Source organism: Thermosynechococcus sp., from assembly GCF_046299635.1.
In the GTDB taxonomy this organism is placed as follows: Bacteria; Cyanobacteriota; Cyanobacteriia; order Thermosynechococcales; family Thermosynechococcaceae; genus Thermosynechococcus.
Window position 1 is genome coordinate 14,050 of the sequence record NZ_JBKBHV010000018.1, and the last position, 25,140, is coordinate 39,189.

The 25,140-nt window shown below is 53.4% G+C and carries 23 protein-coding genes, 1 tRNA gene and 2 pseudogenes; 14 read left to right on the forward strand and 12 right to left on the reverse strand.

The genetic code is table 11. From position 1 onward, the window contains the following. Positions 1-47: 47 nt before the first annotated feature. The gene (locus ACK4IR_RS08480; RefSeq protein WP_409873938.1) at positions 48-407 is read left to right on the forward strand and encodes a hypothetical protein; all 360 of its coding nucleotides are present in this window, start codon (positions 48-50) and stop codon (positions 405-407) included. An 11-nt stretch (positions 408-418) separates the two neighbouring features. On the opposite strand, the gene menD is transcribed toward ACK4IR_RS08480, so the two are convergent. The 3 genes from menD to ftsH3 all read right to left on the reverse strand — a co-directional run bounded on the left by menD (position 419) and on the right by ftsH3 (position 4,218). Then, on the reverse strand, positions 419-2,107 hold the full coding sequence (gene menD, locus ACK4IR_RS08485) for a 2-succinyl-5-enolpyruvyl-6-hydroxy-3-cyclohexene-1-carboxylic-acid synthase (RefSeq protein ID WP_409873939.1): 1,689 nt from the start codon (positions 2,105-2,107) through the stop codon (positions 419-421). 146 nt (positions 2,108-2,253) lie between these two features. Then, positions 2,254-2,324, reverse strand: a tRNA-Gly gene (locus ACK4IR_RS08490). Positions 2,325-2,379: 55 nt separating this feature from the next. After that, positions 2,380-4,218 (reverse strand): ATP-dependent zinc metalloprotease FtsH3, encoded by a 1,839-nt coding sequence (gene ftsH3, locus ACK4IR_RS08495; protein ID WP_409873940.1) that lies wholly within the window; start codon positions 4,216-4,218, stop codon positions 2,380-2,382. A gap of 110 nt (positions 4,219-4,328) precedes the next feature. Here ftsH3 and ACK4IR_RS08500 point away from each other — a divergent pair, with 110 nt between their 5' ends. Then, positions 4,329-5,144: a pentapeptide repeat-containing protein gene (locus ACK4IR_RS08500; RefSeq protein WP_409873941.1), complete on the forward strand. Its 816-nt coding sequence runs from the start codon at positions 4,329-4,331 to the stop codon at positions 5,142-5,144. Here ACK4IR_RS08500 and hisB read toward each other — a convergent pair. Beyond that, entirely contained in the window at positions 5,141-5,773 is a 633-nt protein-coding gene (hisB, locus tag ACK4IR_RS08505) for an imidazoleglycerol-phosphate dehydratase HisB (RefSeq protein ID WP_409873942.1), read from the reverse strand. The two genes, ACK4IR_RS08500 and hisB, sit on opposite strands and share 4 nt — an antisense overlap. A 6-nt stretch (positions 5,774-5,779) precedes the next feature. After that, positions 5,780-6,400: a hypothetical protein gene (locus ACK4IR_RS08510; RefSeq protein ID WP_409873943.1), complete on the reverse strand. Its 621-nt coding sequence runs from the start codon at positions 6,398-6,400 to the stop codon at positions 5,780-5,782. A gap of 128 nt (positions 6,401-6,528) precedes the next feature. Between ACK4IR_RS08510 and ACK4IR_RS08515 the strand changes: the two genes are divergently transcribed. Both ACK4IR_RS08515 and ACK4IR_RS08520 read left to right on the forward strand, forming a co-directional pair. Next, on the forward strand, positions 6,529-7,443 hold the full coding sequence (locus ACK4IR_RS08515) for a cell division protein FtsQ/DivIB (protein WP_409873944.1): 915 nt from the start codon (positions 6,529-6,531) through the stop codon (positions 7,441-7,443). 49 nt (positions 7,444-7,492) lie between these two features. Continuing rightward, complete coding sequence (locus ACK4IR_RS08520; protein WP_409873945.1) at positions 7,493-8,212, forward strand: peptidylprolyl isomerase; 720 nt, start codon at positions 7,493-7,495, stop codon at positions 8,210-8,212. Here the strand turns inward: ACK4IR_RS08520 and ACK4IR_RS08525 are convergent. Next, the gene (locus ACK4IR_RS08525) at positions 8,172-8,705 is read right to left on the reverse strand and encodes a DUF2062 domain-containing protein (RefSeq protein ID WP_409873946.1); all 534 of its coding nucleotides are present in this window, start codon (positions 8,703-8,705) and stop codon (positions 8,172-8,174) included. The genes ACK4IR_RS08520 and ACK4IR_RS08525 overlap by 41 nt on opposite strands. A 77-nt stretch (positions 8,706-8,782) precedes the next feature. Beyond that, positions 8,783-9,994: an MFS transporter gene (locus ACK4IR_RS08530; RefSeq protein WP_409873947.1), complete on the reverse strand. Its 1,212-nt coding sequence runs from the start codon at positions 9,992-9,994 to the stop codon at positions 8,783-8,785. A gap of 309 nt (positions 9,995-10,303) precedes the next feature. Here ACK4IR_RS08530 and ACK4IR_RS08535 point away from each other — a divergent pair, with 309 nt between their 5' ends. Continuing rightward, on the forward strand, positions 10,304-11,707 hold the full coding sequence (locus ACK4IR_RS08535) for a BCD family MFS transporter (protein ID WP_409873948.1): 1,404 nt from the start codon (positions 10,304-10,306) through the stop codon (positions 11,705-11,707). Between the two features lie 6 nt (positions 11,708-11,713). On the opposite strand, the gene ACK4IR_RS08540 is transcribed toward ACK4IR_RS08535, so the two are convergent. Then, a complete protein-coding gene (locus ACK4IR_RS08540; protein WP_409873949.1) occupies positions 11,714-12,964 on the reverse strand; it encodes a hypothetical protein in 1,251 nt (416 codons plus the stop codon). A 296-nt stretch (positions 12,965-13,260) separates the two neighbouring features. Next, positions 13,261-13,665: a hypothetical protein gene (locus ACK4IR_RS08545; RefSeq protein WP_409873950.1), complete on the reverse strand. Its 405-nt coding sequence runs from the start codon at positions 13,663-13,665 to the stop codon at positions 13,261-13,263. Between the two features lie 154 nt (positions 13,666-13,819). Here ACK4IR_RS08545 and ACK4IR_RS08550 point away from each other — a divergent pair. From ACK4IR_RS08550 to cobA, 3 genes and pseudogenes are all read left to right on the forward strand, one after another. After that, positions 13,820-14,242 (forward strand): annotated as a pseudogene (locus ACK4IR_RS08550) (DUF29 domain-containing protein). A gap of 104 nt (positions 14,243-14,346) precedes the next feature. Next, complete coding sequence (locus ACK4IR_RS08555; RefSeq protein WP_409873971.1) at positions 14,347-14,988, forward strand: L-threonylcarbamoyladenylate synthase; 642 nt, start codon at positions 14,347-14,349, stop codon at positions 14,986-14,988. Positions 14,989-15,042: 54 nt separating this feature from the next. Next, positions 15,043-15,804, forward strand: a complete 762-nt coding sequence (gene cobA, locus ACK4IR_RS08560; RefSeq protein ID WP_409873951.1) for a uroporphyrinogen-III C-methyltransferase — start codon at positions 15,043-15,045, stop codon at positions 15,802-15,804. Here the strand turns inward: cobA and ACK4IR_RS08565 are convergent. Both ACK4IR_RS08565 and ACK4IR_RS08570 read right to left on the reverse strand, forming a co-directional pair. Continuing rightward, positions 15,784-17,676, reverse strand: coding sequence for a chloride channel protein (locus tag ACK4IR_RS08565; RefSeq protein ID WP_409873952.1), 1,893 nt, complete (start codon positions 17,674-17,676; stop codon positions 15,784-15,786). The two genes, cobA and ACK4IR_RS08565, sit on opposite strands and share 21 nt — an antisense overlap. 67 nt (positions 17,677-17,743) lie before the next feature. Continuing rightward, positions 17,744-18,469, reverse strand: a complete 726-nt coding sequence (locus tag ACK4IR_RS08570; RefSeq protein ID WP_409873953.1) for an NnrU family protein — start codon at positions 18,467-18,469, stop codon at positions 17,744-17,746. A gap of 131 nt (positions 18,470-18,600) precedes the next feature. Here ACK4IR_RS08570 and ACK4IR_RS08575 point away from each other — a divergent pair. From ACK4IR_RS08575 to ACK4IR_RS08595, 5 genes and pseudogenes are all read left to right on the forward strand, one after another. Next, positions 18,601-19,134, forward strand: a pseudogene (locus ACK4IR_RS08575) (AI-2E family transporter); the annotation flags it as partial. A gap of 61 nt (positions 19,135-19,195) precedes the next feature. Beyond that, positions 19,196-19,648 carry an AI-2E family transporter gene (locus tag ACK4IR_RS08580; RefSeq protein ID WP_409873972.1) on the forward strand — a complete coding sequence of 151 codons (453 nt, stop codon included), beginning with the start codon at positions 19,196-19,198 and terminating at the stop codon, positions 19,646-19,648. Between the two features lie 121 nt (positions 19,649-19,769). Then, positions 19,770-20,378: a 30S ribosomal protein S4 gene (rpsD, locus tag ACK4IR_RS08585; RefSeq protein WP_409873954.1), complete on the forward strand. Its 609-nt coding sequence runs from the start codon at positions 19,770-19,772 to the stop codon at positions 20,376-20,378. Between the two features lie 18 nt (positions 20,379-20,396). Next, positions 20,397-21,491 (forward strand): peptide chain release factor 1, encoded by a 1,095-nt coding sequence (gene prfA / locus ACK4IR_RS08590; protein ID WP_409873955.1) that lies wholly within the window; start codon positions 20,397-20,399, stop codon positions 21,489-21,491. A gap of 9 nt (positions 21,492-21,500) precedes the next feature. Then, positions 21,501-21,770 carry a YciI family protein gene (locus ACK4IR_RS08595; protein WP_409873956.1) on the forward strand — a complete coding sequence of 90 codons (270 nt, stop codon included), beginning with the start codon at positions 21,501-21,503 and terminating at the stop codon, positions 21,768-21,770. A 25-nt stretch (positions 21,771-21,795) separates the two neighbouring features. On the opposite strand, the gene chlP is transcribed toward ACK4IR_RS08595, so the two are convergent. Next, positions 21,796-23,004, reverse strand: coding sequence for a geranylgeranyl reductase (gene chlP, locus ACK4IR_RS08600; protein WP_409873957.1), 1,209 nt, complete (start codon positions 23,002-23,004; stop codon positions 21,796-21,798). Positions 23,005-23,285: 281 nt separating this feature from the next. Here chlP and gpmI point away from each other — a divergent pair, with 281 nt between their 5' ends. Next, positions 23,286-24,881, forward strand: coding sequence for a 2,3-bisphosphoglycerate-independent phosphoglycerate mutase (gene gpmI / locus ACK4IR_RS08605; protein ID WP_409873958.1), 1,596 nt, complete (start codon positions 23,286-23,288; stop codon positions 24,879-24,881). Positions 24,882-25,140 lie beyond the last annotated feature (259 nt).

Genomic DNA, 25,140 nt, shown 5'->3' on the forward strand with positions numbered 1-25,140 from the left:
CAGTTGAGTTGACAACTACAGCATTCCACCGTGAGAGGATTTGACCTGTGGATCTATTACATAAGCAGATTCTGGTTCTGAGTCACAAAATTGATGCCCTGTACCAGATTGTTGAACAACTCAACCAAAAGGTTTCTAAGGCCTTAGAGGAAGGGCGACTCAAGCCTTTGCCGGCAACCCCTGCCGAGCAAAATCCTCTGCCAAAACCTCGCCCTTTGGTGAGTACCCCAGAGCACAAGGATATTCTTGTGGATGATGACTATGGTCAGGTGCGCAACCTCAGTGGCGATCGCCCCCTGAGTCCAGAGATTCAAATTCAGCGGCTCACGGCACAGCTCACGGCTGCTTATAACCAGATTGCTGCTCTTGAGGAGCAGTTGCTTTCCTACCACAGCCATGGCCACTGAAGGATGAAAACTCAAACCCTGAGCTGAGCGAGTACCTGCTGTCGCCATTGGGCATTCCGCTGGCGATCGCTCCTAAATTCCAAAAGCCGTATCTTGGGCCAAGGGGTCTGGCGAAGCTGCGCCTCCACATCAGCCCAGTCCCTAAGGCAGTGATAGGGAATGCCGTAGGCGGCGGCAAGACAACGAAACTCCACCTGCTGTGGTGTGGCAAAAAAGGCCTCAAAGGGCGGATCAAACTGGCGAATGGGCAGATGCTCAAAAATGCCGCCCCCCTGATTATTGATTAAAAGTACGGTGAGACAGCCTTGGAACTGGGGGGTGATCAGCCAGCCATTGGTATCGTGCAGGCAGGCCAGATCACCGGTGATTAACAGGGTCGGTTGACCGCGATGAGCCACCCCAAGGGCACTGGACAATGTGCCATCAATGCCGTTGGCACCGCGATTAAAGTAAAAGCGATGGGAGCGATCGCAAGCAGGCCACACACTCTCGACATCGCGCACGGGCATGCTACTGGCCACAAAAATTGCCGTTTGGGGGGGCAGCCACTCCGGTAGATGGTAAATTAACTTGGCTTCGCAAAACCAGTCAATGGTCTCAAATGTCCGCCTCAGTCGCTCATGTAGCCGCTGATCGTGGTCTTGCCAGTCCTTGAGATAGGGATTGGGAGGCAGCGGGTCGGGGGGGCAGTCCATGTCTTGGGGAGCGATCGCCAGAGTCTGACAGCGACCATGGAGGGGATTATTGTTATCACCCGTCGGATCAAGACACCAGATCGGCGGATCGCAGGCCGTCAGCCACTCCCGCAAGGCTTTACTGGTGGGCAACGGTCCGAGTTGAATGACCCCCTCAGGGCGTAGATGTTCCCGCAGGCGCGCATCCCGCAGCAACAGATCGTAGTGGGCAATGCTGTAGGGCAGTCCCCGCGCTGAGGAGAGGGCATCGGCAAGTACCGGCCACCGGAGAAACCGACTCAGGCGATCAATCGCGGCAGCTTCGGCTACGGGATTCACTGTATGACTAGGGCCGGCAATCATCAGCCCCCGCTGGATTTCTTGCCATCTTTGCCAAGGAAGAGGGGCGACAACACGAGGCGGTACAAAGGGTTGTACTTGATCAAAAAAGTTCTCCGGCAGAGTCCTCTGAAAGTTGGCCTCAGGGCGCAGGTCAAGGGGATCCCGCAGGGGAATATTCAAATGCACTGGTCCCGGATCTGGCCAGAGGGCGGTTTGCCAGCTATGGCAGAGGGTTTGCCGCAGATAGGGCAGCAAGGTGAATTCCGGCAGGCTTAACTCGCGGTACTGGCGGACAGCATGACCGTAGAGATGCACCTGATCAATGGCTTGCCCCGCTTGGCAAAAGCGCAGTTCCGGGGGGCGATCGGCGGTCAGCACAATTAACGGTAAATGACTGAGGCTGGCTTCAATAATCGCGGGATAGAAATTGGCAGCGGCGGTGCCGGAGGTACAGACAAGGGCAGCGGGTCGTCCCTGCTGTTGGGCTAGGCCAAGGGCAAAAAAAGCTGCCGAGCGTTCGTCAAGAATAGGTAGCGCTTCCAAGCGGGAATGAGCAGCAGCCGCGATCGCCAGCGGTCCAGAACGTGATCCCGGACAGACAACCACTGTCCGCAGTCCCAAGCGATAGAGGGTTTCAAAGAGGACACTCGCCCAGAGGACATTCAGATTGTCAGTGAGAATCATCAATCAGCCCAGAAGCACTATCCTAGCTTGCGTGGATATACCACCAATGGCGTTCTAATCTTAAAGCCAATTTGAGACTATGAAAAAAACACCCTAGGGTTTCTGAAGCAACCGAAAATGCGTGTTTTTAAGGTATTTCAGTCTTAAGCGGGCAGCGGGAATCGAACCCGCGTCTCTAGCTTGGAAGGCTAGGGTTTTACCATTAAACCATGCCCGCAGTCCCAAGGAATACTACATTAGCACGACCCTTGGGGCGATCGCAAAGGGCAATCCTAGGGAATGGTTGCCATCTTCACGTCGTTGCGATCTAAGATGCTTTGGAGTTCCTCAGCATCAATTGTTTCTTTTTCAATGAGGACTTGGGCAATTTGGTCAAGGACGTGGCGGTTATTCACCAGTACCTCTTTAGCGCGGCGATAGGCTTGCTCCACAAGGTTGCGCACTTCGTCATCAATCGTGGCTGCCGTTTCCTCCGAGAAGTCCCGCTCTGCCATAATGTCGCGGCCAAGGAAGACATTCCCGGTTTGCCGTCCCAAAGCCACAGGTCCTAGGCGATCGCTCATGCCAAAGCGAGTGACCATTTGCCGTGCCACCCGTGCCACCTGTTGCAGGTCGTTCGAGGCACCTGTTGTCACCTCATCTTCGCCAAAGACAATTTCCTCAGCGATGCGACCGCCAAGGGCAACAGCCATTTGGTTTTGCAGGTAGGCACGGCTATAGAGGCCAGAATCCATTTGATCTTCGTTGGGAGTAAACCAAGTGAGACCCCCCGCCCGCCCGCGGGGAATAATGCTCACCTTTTGTACGGGGTCGTAGTCAGGCATCAGGGCACCCACAAGGGCATGCCCCGCCTCATGGTAAGCCACCAATTTCTTGCGGCGATCGCTCATGACGCGATCTTTTTTCTCAGGGCCGGCGAGGACGCGATCAATGGCATCGTTAATCTCATCCATTGAGATTTCAGTAAGGTTGCGGCGAGCGGCAAGAATAGCCGCTTCATTGAGCAAGTTTGCCAGATCCGCACCGGTAAAGCCGGGGGTACGCCGCGCAATTTTATCGAGATCCACATCCTTAGCGAGAGTTTTGCCACGGGCATGGACTTTGAGAATATCGAGGCGACCTTTGTAATCGGGACGATCCACCACCACTTGACGGTCAAAACGGCCGGGACGCAACAGGGCTGCATCCAACACATCTGGACGATTTGTGGCAGCAATAATAATGATGCCGGTATTGCCCTCAAAGCCATCCATTTCTGTCAGCAGTTGGTTGAGGGTTTGCTCCCGTTCATCGTTGCCACCCCCCAGACCGGCACCCCGCTGGCGACCGACGGCATCAATCTCATCAATAAAAACGATACAGGGGGCATTGGCTTTAGCTTGTTCAAAGAGATCCCGCACCCGTGAGGCACCGACCCCCACAAACATTTCCACAAACTCAGAACCGGAAATCGAGAAGAAGGGAACTCCTGCTTCACCTGCCACTGCGCGGGCAAGGAGGGTTTTACCGGTTCCGGGGGGGCCAACGAGGAGGACGCCTTTAGGAATTTTGGCTCCCACTTCAGTAAAGCGATCGGCATACTTGAGGAATTCCACCACTTCGCCCAGTTCTAGCTTGGCCTGATCAATCCCAGCCACATCATTAAACGTCACTTGGGTTTGGGGTTCCATCTGTACCCGTGCCCGTGACTTGCCGAAATTCATGGCTTGGTTACCGGGACCCGCTTGGGCACGCCGCAGTAGGAAAAAGAGCAGTACCAACAGACCAATGGGAACGATCAAGCTGCTCAGGGCACGGAACCAGAAGCCATCGTTGCTTTGAGGCAAGACGGCGATGTCCACATTGTTGGTCGTAAGAATGTCGAGGAGTTCAGGGTCATTAGGAAGATTAACAAGAACCCGTGTGCCATCTTGGGTTATGGCTTGAGCTTGAGAGCGGTCAGGGGTGATACTGACTTTAGTGATTTGCTTACTTTCGACTTGTTGGATGAACTCACTGTAGGACCATATTTGTTTGGTCGTGGGTTGGCGATCAAAAAAGGCCGTGGCCAAAGCCAGCACCACGATTGCCAGAAGAACGTATAAACCTGCGTTTCGCCATTGTTTATTCACCGATCGCCATCCTCCGTTAGGAAAAGTGAAAAGTCTTTACATAAGTTCATACTAACGCATTCTTTCGCAACCCTAGGTGAGCAGTTCCGTGGTTAAGATCATCAATATCCATGATAAGCCGTCAGAAAATGCTCGATTTAGACACCTGCTACCGGGTACTGGAGTTGGAGCCGGGGGCAACCCTAGAGGAAGTGAACCGAGCTTATCGGGATTTGGTGTTCATTTGGCATCCCGATCGCATCCCCAAGGACAACACACGGCTGATCGAGAAGGCACAAGAGAAAATTAAGCAATTTAATGAAGCGCGGGATCAACTGCGTCAGCATATTGCTAGACACGGCAACCAAACCTCCCAGCGGGCTGCCAGCCAGCGGCATCGTTCCTCACCACCGCCGCGCTATCCATCCAATCCCTACACCTATCGCAGCTATCATGCAACCCGTGAGCAGCAAACCACACAGCACACCTATAGCCAACACTATAACCATACCTACAGCAGCTATCAACGCCAACGTACTGCTGCCCCACCGCCCCCAGAGCCACCGCGCACGACACCTCCCCACAAGGATATGTCAGGGGTAAACTTACAGGGGGCAAACCTGAGCGAAAAGGACTTTGAAGGGCGCAACCTCAGCCATGCCAATCTTAGCTATGCAGATCTCAGTGATGCCTTCTTGCATCGGGTGATTCTCCACCGCGCCAACCTGCGCCACGCCAATCTCTTTCGCGCTAATCTGCTGCAGGCGGATCTCAGCTATGCTGACCTGCAAGAGGCTAATCTCATTGGTGCCGACTTGAGTGGTGCCGATTTGCGAGGCGCGGACCTGCGGGGGGCAAAAATGAGTCAGGGCAACCGTCTTTTGGTCAAACTGACCGGGGCACGCCTCACGGGCGCCATTATGCCCGATGGCCACGTCCACGCCTAGGCCTGAATTACACCTTTGGAACTGGGAATCTGCTGACTGCGACGGGGATCAAGGGCGATCGCCATGCGGAGAGCACGGGCAAAGGCCTTGAAGGTAGCCTCAATAATGTGGTGGGAGTTAATGCCGTCCAATTGGCGAATATGCAGTGTCATGCGGCTATGGTTTACCAAGGCAACAAAAAACTCCCGCACCAGTTGCGTATCATAGGTGCCAACCCGCTGGGTGGGGATCTGTAACCCATAGCTGAGGTGGGGTCGCCCCGAAAAGTCTAGGGCAACTTCCACCAAACTTTCATCCAAGGGCGCCACAAAGTGGCCAAAACGATAAATCCCCCGGCGATCCCCCAAGGCTTGATCCAAGGCCATACCCAGCGTAATGCCCACATCCTCATTGGTGTGGTGGTCGTCAATATGGGTATCGCCGCCGGCCTGCACTCGCAAATCCACCAGGCCGTGGGAACAGAGCTGATCCAGCATGTGATCCAAGAAAGGAATACCGGTGTGATTGTCCGCTAGACCGTGGCCATCAAGGATGAGTTCAACGTGAACGCTGGTTTCTTTGGTCTGGCGATCAACCGTGGCTTGGCGCAACAGAAGCGAATGGCCATTACTGAGGAGAGAGTCATTCATGAAGAGTTACTGACGCGGTTGGGGATTGGCAGAGGTGGCCGGCGGTGGACTCGCCGCAGGTGTTCCCGAGGGAATTGCCCCCGTACGCGGAAAGGGGACATCCACAAAGCCTAATTCTAGCAATTGCTGATAGGCCTTTTGTCCCAGTTCACGGGTGGGGTTTTGGCTGCGGATAATTTCCACCAAAAGGGGCACTGCTAGTTCGGGTTGGTTATTGGCGCGATAGACCAAAGCCAGTTGAAAAGTGGCTTGATCTCGCAGTTGCGCTGCTTCTAGGGCACGGCGACGGTTACTATCGGCAGCCGCAGTATCAATGCCCAAAAAGCTAGAGTTGAGGGACTGGTAAAAGTTCGAGAGTTGGTTCATCACCGTACGAGCTTCCAATAGCTTGCGAGCGGCGACAGCATAATTTTGGCTATTAACTGCGGCGGCAGCCTCATCCATCAAGCGCTTGCCCCCTTCAAGGGTATAAATTGAAGAGCTGGGCGGGGGGGTAGGATTGACAATCTGGACATTGGGGCTAGCAGACTGATTCTGCGCAAACACCGCCCGAGGAAGTACCCCCAACAGCAATATCCCAAGGAGCAGCGATGATCTTGGCCAGCGAGCAAAAGTATTCAGGGGCATGGTGCAAAGCCTTTACTTAAGATAGAAGCAGTCAAGCAGACAATCAACATCGCGTATCTTATCACCAAGTAATGATAGCCCGTGCAGGATCATAAGTTCCAATTTTCCTCCACACTGAGGCCGTGGCCATGGTAAATCCCACCCCTCAGGGGACAACTGCCCATGATGCCATTCGTGAACGGCGCCGCCAATTGCAAAGTAAACGTCGCTGGCGACAACTGGTAGGGCTTTGGCGTACCGGTGTCCTTTTGACCCTAACGGGGTCGCTGGTCTGGGGGCTGACGTTGCCGGACTGGATCATCCGCCGTCCTGAGCAAGTGGTGATTCGTGGCAATCAATTATTAAAAACGGAAGCATTGCAGGCACAATTGCCCCTTGAGTATCCTGAGTCCCTGCTGCGTTTGCGGCCACAGGAAATCATTCACACTTTGGAAACCACGCTGCCTCTACAACGGGTGACGATCGCCCGCCAACTCTTTCCGCCAACCCTGATTGTCGAAGTCCAAGAACGCAAACCAGTCGCAGTCGCCACCTGCCATCAATGCTGGATCATGAGTGCAACGGGACAACTTCAAGGGCCTGCCAGTCGCTGGTTGGTGGATGGTCTCGGATTTGTTGCCCCCTTGGGGAGCTATCAGGCTAGTGCCCTGAAACCGATGCCCACCCTCCAGTTGCAGGGGTATTTTATACCCGTCAAGAATCCACCGCGTCCGCAGACAATGGCTGTGGATGGCGATCGCCAGCAGCAGTGGCAGCAGATTCACCAAATTCTCCAGCAGCAGGATTTACCCATTACGGGCTTAGATTGGCGCAACAAAGAGAATCTAATTGTCCAAACCCCTCTTGCGCCCGTTCACTTTGGGCTAGTGCAGTGGAATAGTGCCACCTTCAAGAAACAACTTAGTGCCTTGGCCAGTCTCAAGCAGTTACCTCAGTACTTGGATCCTCGGCAAATCGTCTTCATTGATCTGGTGAACCCCGATGAACCCTTAGTGCAACTGCGGCAGCAACCGACACAGCAACTCCTTCCGCGCGGCAATTAAGGGGCAACGGCACGGCATAATAGAACGGTTAGCTTGGAGTGGCTTGGCAATGAAACCCCTGAAGTTCGGCACAATCCTACCCCGGTTGGTGATAGTGCTCAGCGTCCTTCTACTGGTGAGTTGCGCGTCACCCTCCTCAGTGGCTGACACCAGTTCAATTCCAGGAGCACAAAGTCCAACCCCTATGGCTAATTTACCTCGACTCAATGGCGATGCAACGGTCGTGCTGACGGTTAACGATCGCCCGATTACGATTCAAGTAAAGGGGGATGCTGCCCCGATTACCGCTGGCAATTTTGTGGATTTAGTGAATCGGGGGGTCTATGATGGCACGATTTTTCACCGCGTCGTTCGTGAACCCCGACCCTTTGTGGTTCAAGGGGGAGACCCCCAGACCAAAGACCCCAGTGTGTCGCCGCAACTCTACGGCACCGGTTCGTTTATTGACCCGGCGACAAATCGCCCCCGCTATATTCCCCTAGAAATTCTGGGTCAGGGCAGTGACACCCCCACCTATAGCCAAGCGGGCAAAGTCTCACCCGTTCTGAAACATACACGCGGTGCGGTGGCCATGGCGCGATCGCAACTACCCGATTCGGCCTCGGCTCAGTTTTACATTGCTCTCGATCAACTGGATTTTCTAGATGGCAATTATGCCGTCTTTGGCTATGTCACCGATGGTATGGACGTAGTAGACACGATCCAGCAGGGCGATCGCCTGCAATCGGCTAAGGTTGTCGCGGGTTTGGAAAATTTACAGCAGCCATAGAACGGCGGCGAAAGCGCTGCCGCAGGGTGGGTAACAGCCGCAGACACAGCGCGTAGGTTAGGAGTCCGGCAATCACCCCCACCCAAACACTACCAAAAATCAGAATCGTTGCCATTTGTCCTCCCTGTTCGAGGAGCTTTTCCCAAGATTGCCATTCACCAAAGGATAGGGAAGGCTGCCCCATCAGCCACCAGCCCACCTGAAAGTTAAACCAAAACAAAGGCACATAGGTGAAGGGGTTGCTCACCCAAGTGGCAAGGGCGGCCAAGGGTTTATTTCCTCGCACTAGGAGTGCAACCGTGACGGCAATGAGCATCTGACCACCAAAGAGGGGGAGCATACCGGCAAAGACCCCTGCTCCGAGACCACGGGCAATACTCTCGGTGCTACTGTGGGAGCGCATCAGACGCAGATAGTGATAGCGGAGTGATCGTCGCCAAGCATAGAACCAACGGGGCTGTCGAGAAGGCTGAGGAAAAGACAACCGCATCATAGGTGAGCTTCGAGAGTGTCCAAAGGTTGGAAAATGAGTGAATGATCGTCTTCGCTTAGCAGTTTGACATATTTTGCTTAGAGAGTGCTAGGGGTTGCGTCCTTGGGCTTACCCAATCCCAATGCCAAAAAGCCAAGAGCGATCGCCATCATCACACTGCTTTGCCAAGCAGGCGCCACCCCACCCCAGCGATCAAAGACCCACCCTGCCCATGCCGGTCCCGCAATCCCGGCTACACTTTGCAGCGATTGGCTAGCACCAATAATTTTTCCCTGATCTTGATCCCGCACCCGATTGGAGATCACCCCCCGCAGGGAGGGCAACATGATTCCCACCCCCAAGGCCAAGCCCACGACACAGCCATAGAGGAGCGGCGCACTGAAGCCACCCGCGCCGGGGACGGCGGCAATCCCCAACAAGGCGAAGGCCACCAGGAGGAGTCCCCCCAAGCTCAAGCGCTGCTCGCCAAAGCGAGGAATCAACGAACGAATCAAGCCCGCTTGGACAATCGTACTCACCACGCCAATAATCACAAAAATGATTCCCGCTTGGGCAGGTCCCCAACTCAGTTGCTGCTTCAAAAAGAGGACAAAAATACTGGTAAAGCCAGCAAAAGCAAAGTTAAAGATAAAAAACGCCATCAGTAAAGCTTGAAGTGTGCGTTGCTTGAAGAGTTCCAACCACTGCTGCTGCAAGGCAAAGCTCTTTAGGGTTAGGGGCGATCGCTGAGTTGCGGGCAATGACTCCGGCAAGATGAAATAAGCCAAGATCACATTCACCAGTGCCAAGGCGGCGGCAAACCAAATCGGTAACTTGAGATTAATGGCTGCCAAGCTGCCCCCGATCGCCGGCCCAAAAATGAAGCCAATGCCAAAGGCGGCTCCCGTTAAACCAAAGTTCTTCGCCCGATCCGCCGGGGCAGAGGTGTCGGCAATATAGGCCTGAGCCGTTGAAACCACCCCCCCCGTGAGTCCATCAATGATTCGCGAAACAAAGAGCAGCCAAGGTACCGTAGCCACAGCAAAGAGAATGTAGGAGAGAGCAGTGCCGGCAATGCAAATCAGCAACACCGGGCGGCGTCCCCAATGATCCGAGAGGGCACCCAGTAAGGGAGCAGCAATGAATTGGGCAGCGGCAAAGGCAGAGAATAACAGCGTCAAGCTCAACGCATCAAAGTTAAATCGCTCCACCAGGAAAGGCAAAATGGGGAAAATGAGACTCTCACCCAAACGGTCAATGACAATTGTGAGTAAAACAATGAATAACGGTGAGCGTAGGTTTATCCCCATTGATGTGATACGTCCTCAAGTGATGAATGCCTGACCTGTCGGGTTTTGACCCCCAGAAAAAGGCAGTACAATAAAAGACTACAACTTAACACAATACAGCCCTTTTCCCATCGATTGGACACAGCACAAAACATTCTGCTGATGAGGTGATGCAACCCATGTCTGCTTATACTGAATCGCTGAAGCGATCGCTCTTTTTGACATTCATTGCCCTGATTGCATCATTGACGATTTCCTTCTTGATGGCAATCTAAATTTACCCTGAAAATCATTTATCATCCTCTAGCAGTGATGTGAGTTGCGCAAGGTATGGCCAGTCGTTCTGCCGCTGCACCCCCCCCTCTGCCCCTATGGGTGATGTTTCGCTTGGGTCTCTTTCAGATGGGACTGGGAATGATGTCAATTCTGGTGCTGGGGGTTCTCAACCGCATCCTGATCAAGGAACTGGCCGTACCGGCCACATTGGTGACGCTAACGATCGCCATGCATCAATTTGTCTCACCGGTGCGGGTGTGGTTTGGCCAGCTCTCCGATGCCCATCCCATCAGGGGCTATCATCGCACCGGCTATATCTGGGGTGGGGCGTTGGCCTTTACCTTGGTCACCTACGCCATTGTGCAAGTGATCTGGCAGGTGGGCCAAAGTTTAGAGCAAGCGGGCTGGAGTCTGGTCACCCAAGGGTGGATTGGCCTATTGGGAGTGCTCTTTGCCGCCTATGGCATTTGCGTCAGTAGTAGCTCGACCCCCTTTGCGGCTCTGCTCGTGGATGTCTCCGAGGAGGAGGATCGCGGCAAATTGGTGGGCATTGTCTGGTCCATGTTGACGGTAGGCATTGTGGTGGGTGCCATTCTCAGCAGTGTCCTGTTGCGGCAGTTGGAGCTAGAGGCCCCCGTTGAACTCCTACAACAAAGTGTGAATCGCCTCTTTTTGGTGGTTTTGACGGTGGTTTTCGCTCTGGCGATCGCCAGCACGTGGGGGGTTGAGGCCAAGTATTCCCGCTACCATGTGCGCAGTCGTGCCTGCGACAACCCCGAAAACATTACCCTTGGTCGTGCTCTGAAAATTCTCACCGCCAACTCGCAGACGTGGCGCTTTTTTCTCTTCCTTGTCCTGATGACCCTGAGTTTATTTATTCAGGAGCCGATTCTGGAACCCTTTGGCGGGGAAGTCTTTGGCATGACCATTGCCGAAACCACGCGCTTGAATGCCTACTGGGGCATGGGTACACTTGTGGGCTTGAGCTTCACCGGATTTTTAATTGTGCCGCGCCTTGGCAAGATCCGCACCACCACCTATGGCTGTTGGGCAGTGGCCTTGATGTTCTTGCTGCTGATCATTTCAGGTGTCACTCAGCAGGTGTGGCTCTTTCAGTTGCAACTCTTTCTCTTTGGTATTGCTGCCGGAGTGACAACGACGGGTGCCCTAAGTTTAATGCTGGACTTAACGGCAGCAGAAACGGCGGGGACATTTATTGGGGCTTGGGGCTTAGCTCAGGCGATTGCGCGGGGATCAGCCACCGTTGTGGGTGGGACGGCTCTCGATATTGGGCGTCAACTTTTTGGCGTGCCGATCCTCGCCTATGGCTTTGTCTTTTGTCTGCCGATGCTGGGAATGCTGGCCGCCGTCTTGCTTCTGAAACGAGTAGATGTGCGTCAATTTCGGCAACAATCTCAGGTGGCAATCGCCAAAGTCTTGTCTGAAGACTTGGAATAGAATCACCTACCAGCGGGCAAAGAAGGAAAAATCCAACTTGCCAAAGTGGGTGACATGGGCGATATTAAAATGCTCCAAGCAATTCACCAGCCAGCGCACCTTGCCGCGACTAAAGGACTGATAGTGGTTAAACAAGATCGCAAAGCGTTTTTCGAGATAGGGCTTCACCTTCTTGCTGAGGAGAACGACCTTAAGCAATAGGCCAATAGTTGCCACCGTCCCGAGGTTATTGAGCAAATCCACAAAAACAAGATGGTTGGGATTTTGGGCACTCTCCACCACTAAGTAATTGAGGGTTTGGCTACACGTGCGCACAATAGTAAATTCATTCAGAGGCTGGGGCTGCTGAAAGAGGGGCAGCGTTTCTAGATACTGGTAAAATCGCTGGCGAAAGCGACCCCGCCCCACGTCCCCTGTGGTGTCCGTCAAGTAGTGAAAGAAGGCATCCCGAAAGTCACGGGTGGACTTCAGGTGTTGCAGCCGCTGCCCAAATTGACTGGCCAAGTCGCGATAGGTGCGGCGGCCATCCACCTTACCGACAAAATGTTGAATCGAGGTTTTCACTTCTTGGTCAGAGAGCAAGGTGGGATTTTTTACCAGTGGAATGTTGTTATGCCCCTGAGCACGGCGAAACTCACTGGTGAGGTATTGACTCAAGTTCATTTCAAATTGCTGCGTTGCTTTTTGCTGGAACTCTTGAATGCAGCGCAGTTCTTCGGGGGCCGTATCATCTCCCACGAGGCAGTGGTTGTACAGATAGGGATAGCGACGAATCAAAGTAGCAAGGGGGCGATCGCCATTTTGCTGAATTTGTACAGGATCTTGAGCATCCTCTTGAAAGAACTGAACGAGGCGCTGAAGTTTTTGAAAGGCTTCGCTCTCTAAATAATCCTTGAGTAGCAGCCGCAGTTTACGCACAATCGGTGCCCGACTCAGCCCCCCTGCCGGCATCGCCACAGGGGTTTGTAGCATTGCTAGAAATTCAGGCACAGCCCCTTGGAGCAAGGGACGCGACTGCCAGCGGTTAATCAAAATGTGGCAGCAGCGATTCATAAAAGGACGGAAATTGTCCGCCACCCGTGCCCCCGTCACAATCCGATCCATCGCCTCCTGAATCTGGCGATTGGGGTAGGTGTAGCCCATGAGAAAGAGGGCACGAAACCGCTCAATGACTTGCTGTGGACTCTCACGCTGCACGCATTCCAGCAAGTGATCGTAAATGAGTTGGTAGTCGTTTGCTTTGATCGAAGTATTCATAGGGGAGAATGCGCTCCTAAGCCACGCTGCTACCGACAGTGCTGGAATTCAGGGGCACAACTGAGAGGCTCTAACACAACTGGATCATAAAAGGCAATAAAGCACTATCTTGTGATCGAAACCACTATTTTTTCGTGATCTTAATCACAAAAATGAGCTAGGTACCTTTGATCGCTGACTAGCGCAAACGCCCTACTACTATTCTGATGATAAGCAACAAAACAATCAATGGACAACTACCTACAAAAATTGGTGCTAAGTTCTCTCCTCAAGAAAGTTTTTACGCTTCGAGAGGATCAGCGCCCCTGATACCCCGAAAGCTGAGCTAAGCCCTCTAAGGGATAAACTCCTTCATAGCGTTTACCGTTGATTTCCCATGTGGGATAGGCACGGATATTGGCCTGCTTGCACAGTTCCGGTTGGCCATTGGTGCCGCGCGCATCGCACTCAATATAGTTGATGGTCTTAAACGCACTGCCAAAGAGTTCTTTTTGCTTCATACAAGCGGGACACCAGTAGGCACCGTACATCTTGGCATTGATTTTCTTCAGGTGGTTTGCCAACCGTTGCGGAGAAATGGTCTGACTGGTTCCCTGCGCCATGACCATATCGGGAGATTGAAAGATGGACAAACGCGGCACAAGGGCGATCGCCAGCCCCACACCCAAGCTAAACAGGAGATAGCGCAAGGAGTTTTTCATCGAGAACCATCCACCAACCCAATTTAACCCAGTATAGTGTACTGCATTCCACACAGTACCAGAGCTAAAGACCCTGAGAAACGTCTTGTAGTTCCGTTATTCTGAAAATTGAATTCTAAAATGAGTGAATGTTGGCACGCCTTATCTAGCACCAATGAAGCAGCAGTACGACCACGATTACAGTGCGTGGATTGCACAAACAGTAGCATTATTGCGAGAAAGACGATGACAAGAGCTAGATCTGCCCCATCTCATTGCTGAGGTAAAAGTGAACGGCGCGCCATCAATAGCCAGTTAAGCTGTCTGCTGCTATACCTCTTGAAGTGGCAATATCAACCCCGGCGCCGCTCCGATAGTTGGTTGGATTCGATCACGGATGCCCGCACTCAAATTGAGCTGACTATAGCTGATAGTCCTAGTTTGGGGAGGAATTACCCAGCCAGCCAACTTTCCACAAGCTATGAATGCGCTCGCCGCCAAGCAGCAGAACAAACGGGTTTACCACTGAACATTTCCTGAAACTTGCCCTTATTCCCTAGAGATGGTCTTGACCCAGAATTGGCTCCCCCAAATGTAGTTAGACGATACATTCGCTTAAAAGACTACATGAGGTGCGTTCGCGCCTGCCTTGCCGTTAAACTAAAACTACGTTATGGCGGCAGTGCCCTTGCGGATTCTTTAATGGCAGCAATTTTTGAAGTTCATCCTGTTAACCCCCAACCCCGCACGATCGCCCAAATTGTTGAGGCTCTCAAAGAAGGGGCAGTCATGCTCTACCCCACGGATACGGTCTATGCCATTGGCTGCGACATGAACCACAAAGGAGCGGTGCAACGGGTACGCCAACTCAAGCAACTCTCCAACGATAAACCCGTCACCTTTTTGTGCTCTTCCCTCTCCAACATTGCCCAGTATGCCTATGTCAGCGATTCTGCTTACCGCCTCATGCGTCGCCTGATCCCAGGACCCTATACCTTTTTGCTGCCGGCAACCAAACTGGTGCCCCGCCTTGTCCAAAATCCCAAACGCAAAACCACGGGAATTCGTGTGCCTGACCACGTCGCCAGCCAAGCCCTATTGAGCGCCTTGGGCAATCCCATTATTTCCACCTCAGCACGACTGCCCGACGACGAGACCTATTCCGTGAATACCGCAGCTCTTTTCGATGCCTTTGACAAACGGGTGGATTTGATTGTGGCTACGGGGGAACCGCCGGGACAACAAATGTCGAGTATTCTTGATCTCACCGTCGAACCCCCGTTACTGGTACGCAAGGGACAAGGGTGGGAAGCGCTACCGACAGAACTGGTGACTGTTGAGTAAACTACTCTAGTCCTTCGGCAGGAGGCCAACCGTTACCCAAGGTTTGAGTCAAGAATGAGTGCATCACCATTGATTGGCAAAGTATATTTGGTGGGCGCAGGCCCCGGCGATGTGGGGCTACTGACGGTGCGTGCCAAGACGCTACTGGAGTCGGCGGATGTGGTGCTCTACGATGCCCTGATTAGTCCGGAAATTCTTGCCCTGATCAACCCCCAAGCGGAAAAAATCTATGTGGGCAAGCGGCGAGGCAACCATACTCTCTCCCAAGCAGAGATCTGCCGCCTGTTAATTGAGTTGGCGCAGCGCCATGCGGTCATTGTGCGCCTCAAGGGGGGAGATCCCTTTGTCTTTGGCCGAGGGGGTGAAGAGTGTCTTGCCCTTGTCGAGGCGGGCATTACGGTGGAAGTGGTGCCGGGGGTTACCAGTGGCGTGGCTGCCCCTGCCTATGCCCAGATTCCCCTTACCCATCGCGACCTGAGTTCTTCGGTGGTCTTTGTCACCGGCCATGAGGCCGCCGGTCGCTACCAGCCGCGGGTGAATTGGTCGGCTCTGGCAACGGCGGTGGATACGATTGTCATCTACATGGGACTTCACAACCTGAGGGAAATTGTGCCGCAACTCCTGGCGGGGGGGCGATCGCCCCAAACCCCCTTGGCCTTTATCGAAGCGGGAACCACTCCGCAACAGCGGGTAGTCGTGACCTCCCTAGAAGGCGCGATCGCCACCTTTGACGAGGCACAGATTCAAACGCCTGCCTTGATTGTCATTGGTGAGGTCATTCACCTGCGCTCCCAATTAGGGGGAGGTCTCCACTAGGTCTGAAGAAACAGGTTCAGGTTCTAGGGGCAGCGACAGCATCGTGCGCTCCAAATAGGGCAATAGCTTACGTCGCGTTTGATCCAGAGAATAGGCAAGGCGAATATTCTCTCTGGTGAGTAGTCCTAACACCCGTTGCGAGTTGTTGCGATCCACCACAGGCAACTGCCTTAAATCCCGCGCTGCCATGCGATCGAGGGCGTCCTTCAGGGGTTCATCATCATAGGCTAGCAATAGCTCCCGTGTACAGACACTTCCCACCGTTTGTGTTTGATAGGCTGTTGTTTCTTGATCCGACTCCCAGCGGGTCAGCACCCGATTAATATCCCCAAGGGTAACCAACCCAATTAAGTCCTGCTGACTATCGGTAACAAAGGCACAGTAGCTCTTTTTCTCAATTAGTTGCAAGCCAGCTTCAACCACAGGCGTCGCCTCGCTCAGAAACAGCACCTCCGATTGCATGGCTTCCGCCACAGAAAGATTGGAGGGACTTTCCTCCTGCTCCTCCTTCTGGGTCTGAGCGCTGGGTGTCAATACGGGCAGCTCACCCGGTCTTTGAACACTAAAACTATTCACGAGCCAGACACTCAAGCCCACCGCTGCCATCAAGGGCAAAATAATGCGATAGTCCCGCGTCATTTCAAAGAGCAGCAAAATAGCGGTTAAGGGGGCATTGACGCTAGCGGCAAGGACGGCTGCCATTCCGACAGTTGCGTAGGCGGCGGGGGCAGCAATACTATTGGCAAACATCGGTAGCAGCATGGGCAACACTTTACCGTAGGCGGCACCCAAGGAGGCGCCCAAAAAGAGTGCCGGTGCAAAGATGCCCCCCACTAGACCACTGCCTAAACTCACTGCGGTCAGCACCATTTTGACGGGGAGCAACACCAACAGCAAGCCGAGGGAAAAGTTCACATCTCTGAGAATCGCTTCCACCGTTTCATAGCCAATCCCCAGCACTTGCGGTAAATACAAGGCGACAAGGCCAACACATAACCCACCCATGAGAGGACGCAGCAGTACGGGAATGCACCCCAAACACTGCATTGGCGGAATCTTCCCCTGAAAGACTTGGGGAAACCACTGGAGTAATTGCCTATAGGCAATGGCAACGCCGTAGGCCAACAGTCCCAAGCCCAAATACAAGGGCAACTCAAGGGAACTGCGCACCTCATAGGTGGGCAAATCAAAGGCGGGTTGTGACCCCAAGCCAATTTGGGTAATCAGGGCAGAAATCACAGCGGCCAAAAGCACCACACTCACAGCCGTTGTTTCAAAGGTGGTTCCCAATACCACCTCTAGGGCAAAGAAGACGCCGGCGATCGGCGCATTAAAGCCTGCTGCCAAACCTGCCGCTGCCCCCGCACCGAGGAGTAACTTTTGCCGTTCTCGCGAGACCTTTAGGGCTTGACCAAGGAGGATGCCGATGTTGGCGCCCACTTCCACACTAGGGCCTTCTGGACCAAGGGAGGCACCTGTACCAAGGGAAATTGCCGCCGCAAGGGTTTTGGCAATAGGGCGAATGAAGGAAATTTCCTTGCCAGCTTCTACAGCCCCCATCAATGACCTCAGGTTAGGACTAAAGTCTTGAACAAACCAGCGGACTGTCCCCACCAGCAAGCCTCCCAGTGCAGGGACACAGGCGAGCGTCCAACTCCCCCATCCACCAATAATCCCCATGAAATCCTCAAGAACAATGTGATGAATCGTTTCAATCAGGTAACGAAACAGCAGCACACTGAGGCCGGCACTGCCACCAATGAGTACCGCCAAGACTAGTACGACTGTTTCCGGGGGCAGTTGTAATTGATTGAAAAAGCGAGTGAGGCGAGATTCAGCAGTCAGAAAAGAAGGGGAGGAGGGGGAGGACACTGGTGGAAAAAACTTACCTGAAACGGAATAGCTCTAATTTAATTATGCACAATTTCCAGAGGAGACGCTAAAAGGGCAACAGTTGCGGTGTCACACGGTAAAAGTAGGAGTGCAGCCACCATAGCAAAGCAGCAAAAATGGCCACTCCCCCATAGGCAGGGCGTAAAAATTCCTGCCACACCAGTTGTTGCTTGCCTTCCCAAATGGCTTTGAAGGGAATAATTGAGGTGCGGGCTTTCAGGGCAGTAAACGCTTCGCCATGCCGTGCGTACCAGCGGCGATCGCCATGCCAAACGCCAAAGCAGTGATGGGCAATCAAACCAAGGGAGGTCAGCAGGGTAAAGGATGTGCCCAGCCACAGCGTATGCGCCACACACCAGATCACCTGTCCCCACAACTGCGGGTGACGGGTAATGCGAATAATCCCCGTTTCATAGAGGTGAATCTCTGGCTTTTGGATAGCGGCAATTTCCAGCAAGTTAAAGGTGGCCGGATAGAGAAAGAGAAACGAGATCGCCGACAGACCCCATACCAGCGCACCCATTCCCGGTACCCCTTGGAGTTGCCACAGTTGAACGCCGTCGTAGCGATGGGCCAAAAAGTAGAGAATCAAAAGGGTGGCCAAGGGTAGGCTCACGAGGGCAAAGAAAATGCGATAGAGGCGGGCACCCACCCGCTTTTCAGCCCAAGGACGCAAGCTCGCCAATCCACTGTGGGCGATCGCAAACAAGAGGAGTAGCCCCACCATGATCCATTGAGAAGGGGTTTGCCAACTGTGCTGATCCACGCCCATCTCCTCCCCAGGGTTGAGAACGCTTTCTATCATCCCAAAAGGGCAAAGGTGTTGTAAAGCAATGTAACTAGGCCGAAAATTCCGCTCTATAGGCTATAGTCAAGGCGTTAAGGGCATCCAATTCTCCTCCTATGTTCAATTGGCTCGATCGCCTCGAAAACCGTCGCCTGCTGCGTCTGCTTCTGCTTTTTGCTCTTGGCTGGATTGGGGTGCAGCTTGTGTACTACTTTGCCTACGTCTTACTGGTCTTTCTTTTTTCAGCGATTCTGGCGTTTTTGCTCAACTATCCTGTGCGCCGGCTCAAGCGTTACTTGCCCCATGGTTTTGCGGTTACCCTTGTCTTTCTGGGGACATTGGCACTGTTCATCGGCTTTGGGATTACCCTTGGGCTGGCGATTGTAGATCAGTTACAAGCCTTAATCACCAGTTTGCCTGAGCAGATCGATCTGTGGATTGAGTCTCTTGAGAAAATGCAGCAGTTTTTCAGGCGCTGGAATCTGGACATTAATTTCCGACAACTGGAGTCAGAATTGCGCAATTTTACGCTTGCGGGCATTCAGTTTGGCTTTGGTAAACTCCAGTCCGTTTTTGGTCTCTTTCTGGGCGGCATTATTGTTGCTGTGGTTACCTTCTTTATGCTGCTGGAAGGGGAACCGCTGTGGCAGTACCTGTTGAGTTTTTTGCCCGACCCGTGGCGCGATCGCCTACCCTTGGCCTTAAAGCGAAATTTTCTCGGTTTTTTTTGGGGGGCGTTTTCTCCTTTCGCTATTTTTTGGCGCCTCCGTTTTTGGGGTGCTCCTGATCTTGCAGGTGCCCTACGCTTTAGCATTGGCAGCCATTGCCGGCAGCTTCGATCTCATTCCGGGCATTGGCGCCACCCTTGGAATTGGACTGGTCTGTTTGGTTTTGCTTCCTAGGGGATTGTTGCTGAGTTTACAGGTGCTGATTAGCTGCATTGTCCTGCAACAGGTGGAAGAAAATCTCCTGATGCCGCGAATTATGAAAGATTCCGTGAACTTAAATCCAATCGTTCTGTTCTTTGCCCTCTTGGTGGGGGGAACGGTGGGCGGCTTGGTGGGGATATTTTTGGCCATTCCGCTGACGGGCACAATTGTCAGCCTTTTGAATCTAAAGGCTTTGCAAGCAGGTCGTGAGACTACCCCTCCCTCCTCACCTTAGGCTTGCGATCGCCCCCCGCCTCTTGATATGCTAGACAAGCTGATCAAGTTGCCCTCGGCACATCAGTTTGTCTTTATTTTTTGATTGGACACCATCATCACTGTAGGTTGGGTATAATTGCATGGCTCGATATCGTGGCCCTCGTTTGAGAATTGTCCGTCGTCTGGGGAACCTCCCCGGTCTAACCCGCAAAGATCCCAAGCGGAGCTATCCCCCCGGTCAGCACGGCCAAGCCCGCAAAAAGCGTTCGGAATATGCCCTGCGCCTTGATGAGAAGCAAAAGCTGCGCTTCAATTACGGGGTCTCGGAGCGGCAACTCGTACGCTATGTGCGCAAAGCCCGTCGCGTGAGTGGCTCTACGGGGCAGACCCTCCTACAGTTGTTGGAAATGCGGCTGGACAACACCGTCTTCCGCCTTGGCATGGCACCAACGATTCCAGCAGCCCGCCAACTGGTAAATCATGGCCATATTCTGGTCAATGGCTGCAGCGTTTCCATTCCCAGCTATCAGTGCCGCCCGGGGGATGTGATTACCGTCCGCGATAACGAGCGATCGCGTCGCTTGGTGGAAACCAACCTGCAAAATCCTGGCCTTGCCAATCTTCCCAGCCACTTGGAACTCGATAAAAGTACCCTTACCGGCAGAGTCACCGGTATCGTCGAACGGCAGTGGGTGGCTCTTCAAGTTAATGAACTCCTCGTGGTTGAGTACTACTCCCGTAAAGTCTAGAGTATCGCCGCCCTTCCTATGGCAGAAGCCTATCTTCTGGAAAAACTCCGCACTGTTGAGCAAACCTTTACGGAACTCACCCGTCGCTTGGCGGATCCCGATGTAGCGGTCAATCCAACAGAATTTCAAAAGGTGGCTCGTTCCCGTGCGGCTCTAGAGGAAACAGTGAATGCCTATCACGAATGGCAGTCCCTCAATCAGCAACTCGTGGATGCCCGTCAACTGCTCAAAGAAGCGGTCAACGAACCTGAACTGCGGCAAATGGCTGAAGAGGAAGTTGCCGATCTCAACCGCCGTATTGCTGAACTGGAGGAACGCCTGAAAATTTTGCTGCTCCCCCGTGACCCCAATGATGACAAAAACATCATGCTGGAAATTCGTGCCGGTGCCGGGGGAGACGAGGCAGGCATTTGGGCAGGGGATTTAGTGCGGATGTACTCCCGCTATGCCAAAAGTCAAGGCTGGCAAGTCACGTTAGTCAGCGAATCACTGGCTGAAATGGGCGGCTTCAAGGAAGCCATCCTTGAAATCAAGGGCGATCGCGTCTATAGCAAGCTGAAGTTTGAATCCGGTGTCCATCGCGTGCAGCGGGTACCTGTCACTGAAGCAGGCGGACGAGTCCATACCTCAACTGCCACCGTGGCGGTGATGCCCGAAGTGGACGAAGTGGAAGTCGAAATCGATCCCAAAGATATTGAACTTACTACGGCACGATCCGGGGGTGCGGGTGGCCAAAACGTCAACAAGGTGGAAACGGCTGTTGACCTCTTCCACAAGCCGACAGGTATTCGCATCTTCTGTACCGAAGAGCGTAGCCAGTTGAAAAACAAGGAGCGAGCGTTTCAAATTCTGCGGGCAAAGCTCTACGAAATGAAGCTGCGGGAACAGCAGGAGGCCATTACTTCAATGCGCCGCTCTCAAGTAGGTACAGGCGATCGCGCCGAAAAAATTCGCACCTACAATTACAAAGATGACCGCGTCACCGATCACCGTTTGGGACAAAACTTTAGCCTCAGCAGTGTCCTAGAGGGTGATCTCGAACCGATTATCCAAGCCTGCATCAGCCGTGATCAGCAGGAGCAACTGGCGCAACTGGCTGCCGAACAAACCTAGGAGGAGGAAATGACCAAATTTGTGGCTTGGGGACGCTACTGTGAGGATGTCCTCGAACGGCGTGTCCCCCATCGCCAAGCCCACCTCGACGGCCTTGCGGCTCAAAAAGCCCAAGGGGTGCTCCTGACAATTGGCCCCACCAAGGATCTGCGCTACTTCTTTGCCCTTTACGAGGCCGACAGTGAAGAGACCGTGCGCCGGTTAATCGAAAGCGACCCCTACTGGCAGCATCAGGTCTGGACGGAGTACACCATCCACGAATGGATCCAAGCCCTCTAGGGGAGAGGGCAGCGGCAAAACTCACCTAGGGAGCAAGAGCATTGCCCCGCATCAGACTACCAATGGTTTTTGCCGTAATCTTCAGCTGCACTAAAGGATTGGCAGGGACAACGGTCTTGTAGAGGTAGCTATCGAAGGTAAGCTTTTGTACATCAATATCGCTACACATCTCCACAAAAGCCTCACGGGTAGCATCGGAGCGATAGAAGACCCGTTGCAGCAGATCCAAGACTAGGTAGGTCATGCCGTAAGCTTTATCCCAGCGCTTCAGGTACAGCTTGAGATCTGCTTCGGTGGGGATACGCCGACCGCTGTTGGAGGTTTCAACAATGGTTTCGGCACACATGCGGGCTGACTTGGCGGCAAAGTAAATGCCTTCCCCGGAGGACTTGGTGACGGTACCAGCGGCATCTCCGACGAGGGCAACGCGACCGACCACCCGCCGAGGCCGAGGATGCTCAGGAATGGGGTGGGCTTCGACTTTAATGATTTGCCCCCCTTCCAGTTTGGCAGCAGCGCGGGCGCGGATTCCTGCTTGCAGTTCCCGAATCCGGTCTTTGTTCACCTTCATGGTGCCGGTGCCCACGGCCACATGGTCGTATTTGGGGAAGACCCAAGCATAGAAGTCAGGGGATACATCATCCCCCACGTACATTTCTGCTAGCTCATTGTAGTAGGCCATTTTGTCCTCAGGCAGGCGGATGCGCTCCTGATAGGCAATGGCATAGTTGTAATCGCCGGCATCAATTTCCTTGGCGATGCGGGAATTTGCTCCATCGGCACCAATCACCACATCCACTTCGAGGGTATGGGCTATGCCATCCTCTTGGACATAGTGTAGGGTGTAGGGCTGATCGCTAGTGGTGGGCTGCTCCAGCTTAAAGACGGTGGCATGGATCAAGTTAGCACCTAAATCTGCTGCCCGATTGCGCATAAAGCTATCGAGGACTTCGCGGCGGCACATCCCGATATACTCGTGCTCCTTGAGGGTGTGGCCAATGTTCACCTCGATATTGGAGGGGGAAATCATTTTCATTTTGCGCACGCGGCGGTCAATGATTTCCGGCGGCAAGTCAAACTCACTGACCATGCACAGGGGGATCGCACCGCCACAGGGCTTGGCATTGTCTAATTTACGTTCAAAGAGATAGGTCTGGATTCCGGCTTTGGCTAAGGTTTCGGCGGCTGAGGAACCCGCTGGACCCCCACCAACCACTGCTACCCGAAGTGACAACGGACGACTCCCAATTTTGACTAACAAACAACAGTTTGGATACTATCACGGCAATTTTTTGTCTTCAAGGATTTAATCCCGAAAAGCTGCATCTGTAACAGTTTTCAACATTTGGCCAGCTCTGATCCGCTAGGATAGATTTATCTCTTGACTGAGAATTGAGCCAGTGTGCGAACTGTAACAGAAGTTACCCAATTTGTCTCTCGCGGTCGAGAATGGTATCATTTGCGAGGTTGTAAAATTTGCACCCTTTCCCAGAGAAGTTAAGGTAGGGCATTCACATGGCATTGTCTCCTGTTGCGCCCGTTGTTTTGATGGTTTTGGATGGCTGGGGCTATCGCGAAGAGACTTACGGTAATGCGATCGCCAGCGCCAATACCCCTGTCATGGATAGTTTGTGGCAAGCCTACCCCCACACATTGATTTACACCTCTGGGAAGGCAGTGGGGCTCCCTAGGGGACAAATGGGGAACTCCGAGGTGGGGCACTTAAATATCGGTGCCGGGCGCATTGTTCCCCAAGAGTTAGTCCGTATTTCTGATGCCGTTGAAGATGGCAGTCTCTTTACCAATCCTGTCCTTGTAAATCTCTGCCAAACGGTGAAGGAGCGCAACGGCAAGCTGCATTTTATCGGCCTGTGTTCTGCCGGGGGGGTGCATTCCCACATTCATCATCTCTACGGCTTGGTGGAACTGGCCAAACGCCATGCGTTACCCACCTGTATCCATGCCATTACCGATGGTCGCGATACCCCACCCCGCGATGCAGCGGCTGTCCTTGAGGAATTGGAGCAACGCCTGAAAACCATCGGTTGCGGACGCATTGTGACGGTGAGTGGTCGCTACTATGCCATGGATCGCGATCGCCGCTGGGATCGTACCGAGGTGACCTACCGCGTCATGACCGGCAATGAGAATATCCAACCCCTACGGGCGGTGGATGTGGCCAGTAAGTCCTATGCCCAGGATATTGGCGATGAATTCATTGTGCCCACACGGATTGCGGAAGGCGCCGTCGAACCCGGCGATGGCGTAGTGTTCTTTAATTTCCGCCCCGATCGCGCCCGCCAACTCACCCAAGCCTTTATTGACGCTGATTTTAGCGGCTTTGAGCGGACGCTAATTACCCCTCTAGAATTCGTGACCTTTACCCAATACGATGTGAACTTTAACTGTGGTGTTGCCTTCCCACCCCAAAACCTGAATCATATCCTTGGGGAAGTGATTGCCGAGCATGGCCTAAAGCAACTACGGGCAGCGGAGACGGAAAAATATGCCCACGTCACTTATTTCTTCAACGGCGGTCGTGAGGAACCCTTCCCCGGCGAAGATCGCATTCTCATTCCCAGTCCGATGGTGGCTACCTACGATCAAGCGCCAGCCATGTCTGCCCCTGCTGTTACAGAAGCGGTCAAAGCAGCGATTGAGAAACAGGAATATGCCCTCATTGTGGTTAACTTTGCCAACCCCGATATGGTGGGACACACGGGGCAGTTGCAGGCAACGATTCAAGCGATTGAAACCGTGGATCGCTGTGTCGGCGTATTGGTGGAAGCGACAACAAAAGTGGGAGGCACGTTGCTGATCACCGCCGATCATGGCAACGTTGAGTACATGATTGATGAGGACGGTAACCCTTGGACAGCTCACACCACCAACCCCGTCCCCTTTATTTTGGTGGAAGGGGAGAAACGCAAAATCCCCGGCCATGGTGGAGATGTCACTCTGCGGCAGGATGGCTGCCTTGCCGATATTGCGCCGACCATTCTGGAAATTTTGGGGCTGCCTCAACCCCCTGAGATGACGGGGCGATCGCTGATTGTCAGTGCCCCCTATGAAACCCGCCCGAATCGCACCCCGGTCTCTGTGAAGGTTTAAGGGCGTTCTTCGCCAGAGAGCAGCAGCACAAAACAAAATTATGAACCCCCCACCGCTGATGCGGTTTCTAAGACCCCAGTTTCCGTTTCAGCGTGAGATTTCTATCTCTAAACTCAATCCCCTTAAACAACAGGAATCGCCGTTTCAGTCTCTAAGTCATAGATTCGTAGGCTAATTCAGGCTCAGAACCAAACTTAGAAACAGGCGTTGAGGTCTCAATCGTGAATGAGCCAAACCACTGCTGCTAAGAGGGTTGATA

Excerpts from the sequence above, each read along its gene's own strand:
- ACK4IR_RS08535 (WP_409873948.1), top strand. The coding sequence starts at position 10,304 with ATGGCCAGTCGTTCTGCCGCTGCACCCCCCCCTCTGCCCCTATGGGTG.
- hisB (WP_409873942.1), bottom strand. The coding sequence starts at position 5,773 with ATGAATGACTCTCTCCTCAGTAATGGCCATTCGCTTCTGTTGCGCCAA.
- prfA (WP_409873955.1), top strand. The coding sequence starts at position 20,397 with ATGGCAGAAGCCTATCTTCTGGAAAAACTCCGCACTGTTGAGCAAACC.
- ACK4IR_RS08510 (WP_409873943.1), bottom strand. The coding sequence starts at position 6,400 with ATGCCCCTGAATACTTTTGCTCGCTGGCCAAGATCATCGCTGCTCCTT.
- ACK4IR_RS08595 (WP_409873956.1), top strand. The coding sequence starts at position 21,501 with ATGACCAAATTTGTGGCTTGGGGACGCTACTGTGAGGATGTCCTCGAA.
- gpmI (WP_409873958.1), top strand. The coding sequence starts at position 23,286 with ATGGCATTGTCTCCTGTTGCGCCCGTTGTTTTGATGGTTTTGGATGGC.
- ACK4IR_RS08570 (WP_409873953.1), bottom strand. The coding sequence starts at position 18,469 with ATGGGCGTGGATCAGCACAGTTGGCAAACCCCTTCTCAATGGATCATG.
- ACK4IR_RS08545 (WP_409873950.1), bottom strand. The coding sequence starts at position 13,665 with ATGAAAAACTCCTTGCGCTATCTCCTGTTTAGCTTGGGTGTGGGGCTG.
- cobA (WP_409873951.1), top strand. The coding sequence starts at position 15,043 with ATGAGTGCATCACCATTGATTGGCAAAGTATATTTGGTGGGCGCAGGC.
- ACK4IR_RS08530 (WP_409873947.1), bottom strand. The coding sequence starts at position 9,994 with ATGGGGATAAACCTACGCTCACCGTTATTCATTGTTTTACTCACAATT.
- ACK4IR_RS08500 (WP_409873941.1), top strand. The coding sequence starts at position 4,329 with ATGATAAGCCGTCAGAAAATGCTCGATTTAGACACCTGCTACCGGGTA.
- ACK4IR_RS08515 (WP_409873944.1), top strand. The coding sequence starts at position 6,529 with ATGGTAAATCCCACCCCTCAGGGGACAACTGCCCATGATGCCATTCGT.
- ACK4IR_RS08540 (WP_409873949.1), bottom strand. The coding sequence starts at position 12,964 with ATGAATACTTCGATCAAAGCAAACGACTACCAACTCATTTACGATCAC.
- ACK4IR_RS08555 (WP_409873971.1), top strand. The coding sequence starts at position 14,347 with ATGGCAGCAATTTTTGAAGTTCATCCTGTTAACCCCCAACCCCGCACG.
- rpsD (WP_409873954.1), top strand. The coding sequence starts at position 19,770 with ATGGCTCGATATCGTGGCCCTCGTTTGAGAATTGTCCGTCGTCTGGGG.
- menD (WP_409873939.1), bottom strand. The coding sequence starts at position 2,107 with ATGATTCTCACTGACAATCTGAATGTCCTCTGGGCGAGTGTCCTCTTT.
- ACK4IR_RS08525 (WP_409873946.1), bottom strand. The coding sequence starts at position 8,705 with ATGATGCGGTTGTCTTTTCCTCAGCCTTCTCGACAGCCCCGTTGGTTC.
- ACK4IR_RS08520 (WP_409873945.1), top strand. The coding sequence starts at position 7,493 with ATGAAACCCCTGAAGTTCGGCACAATCCTACCCCGGTTGGTGATAGTG.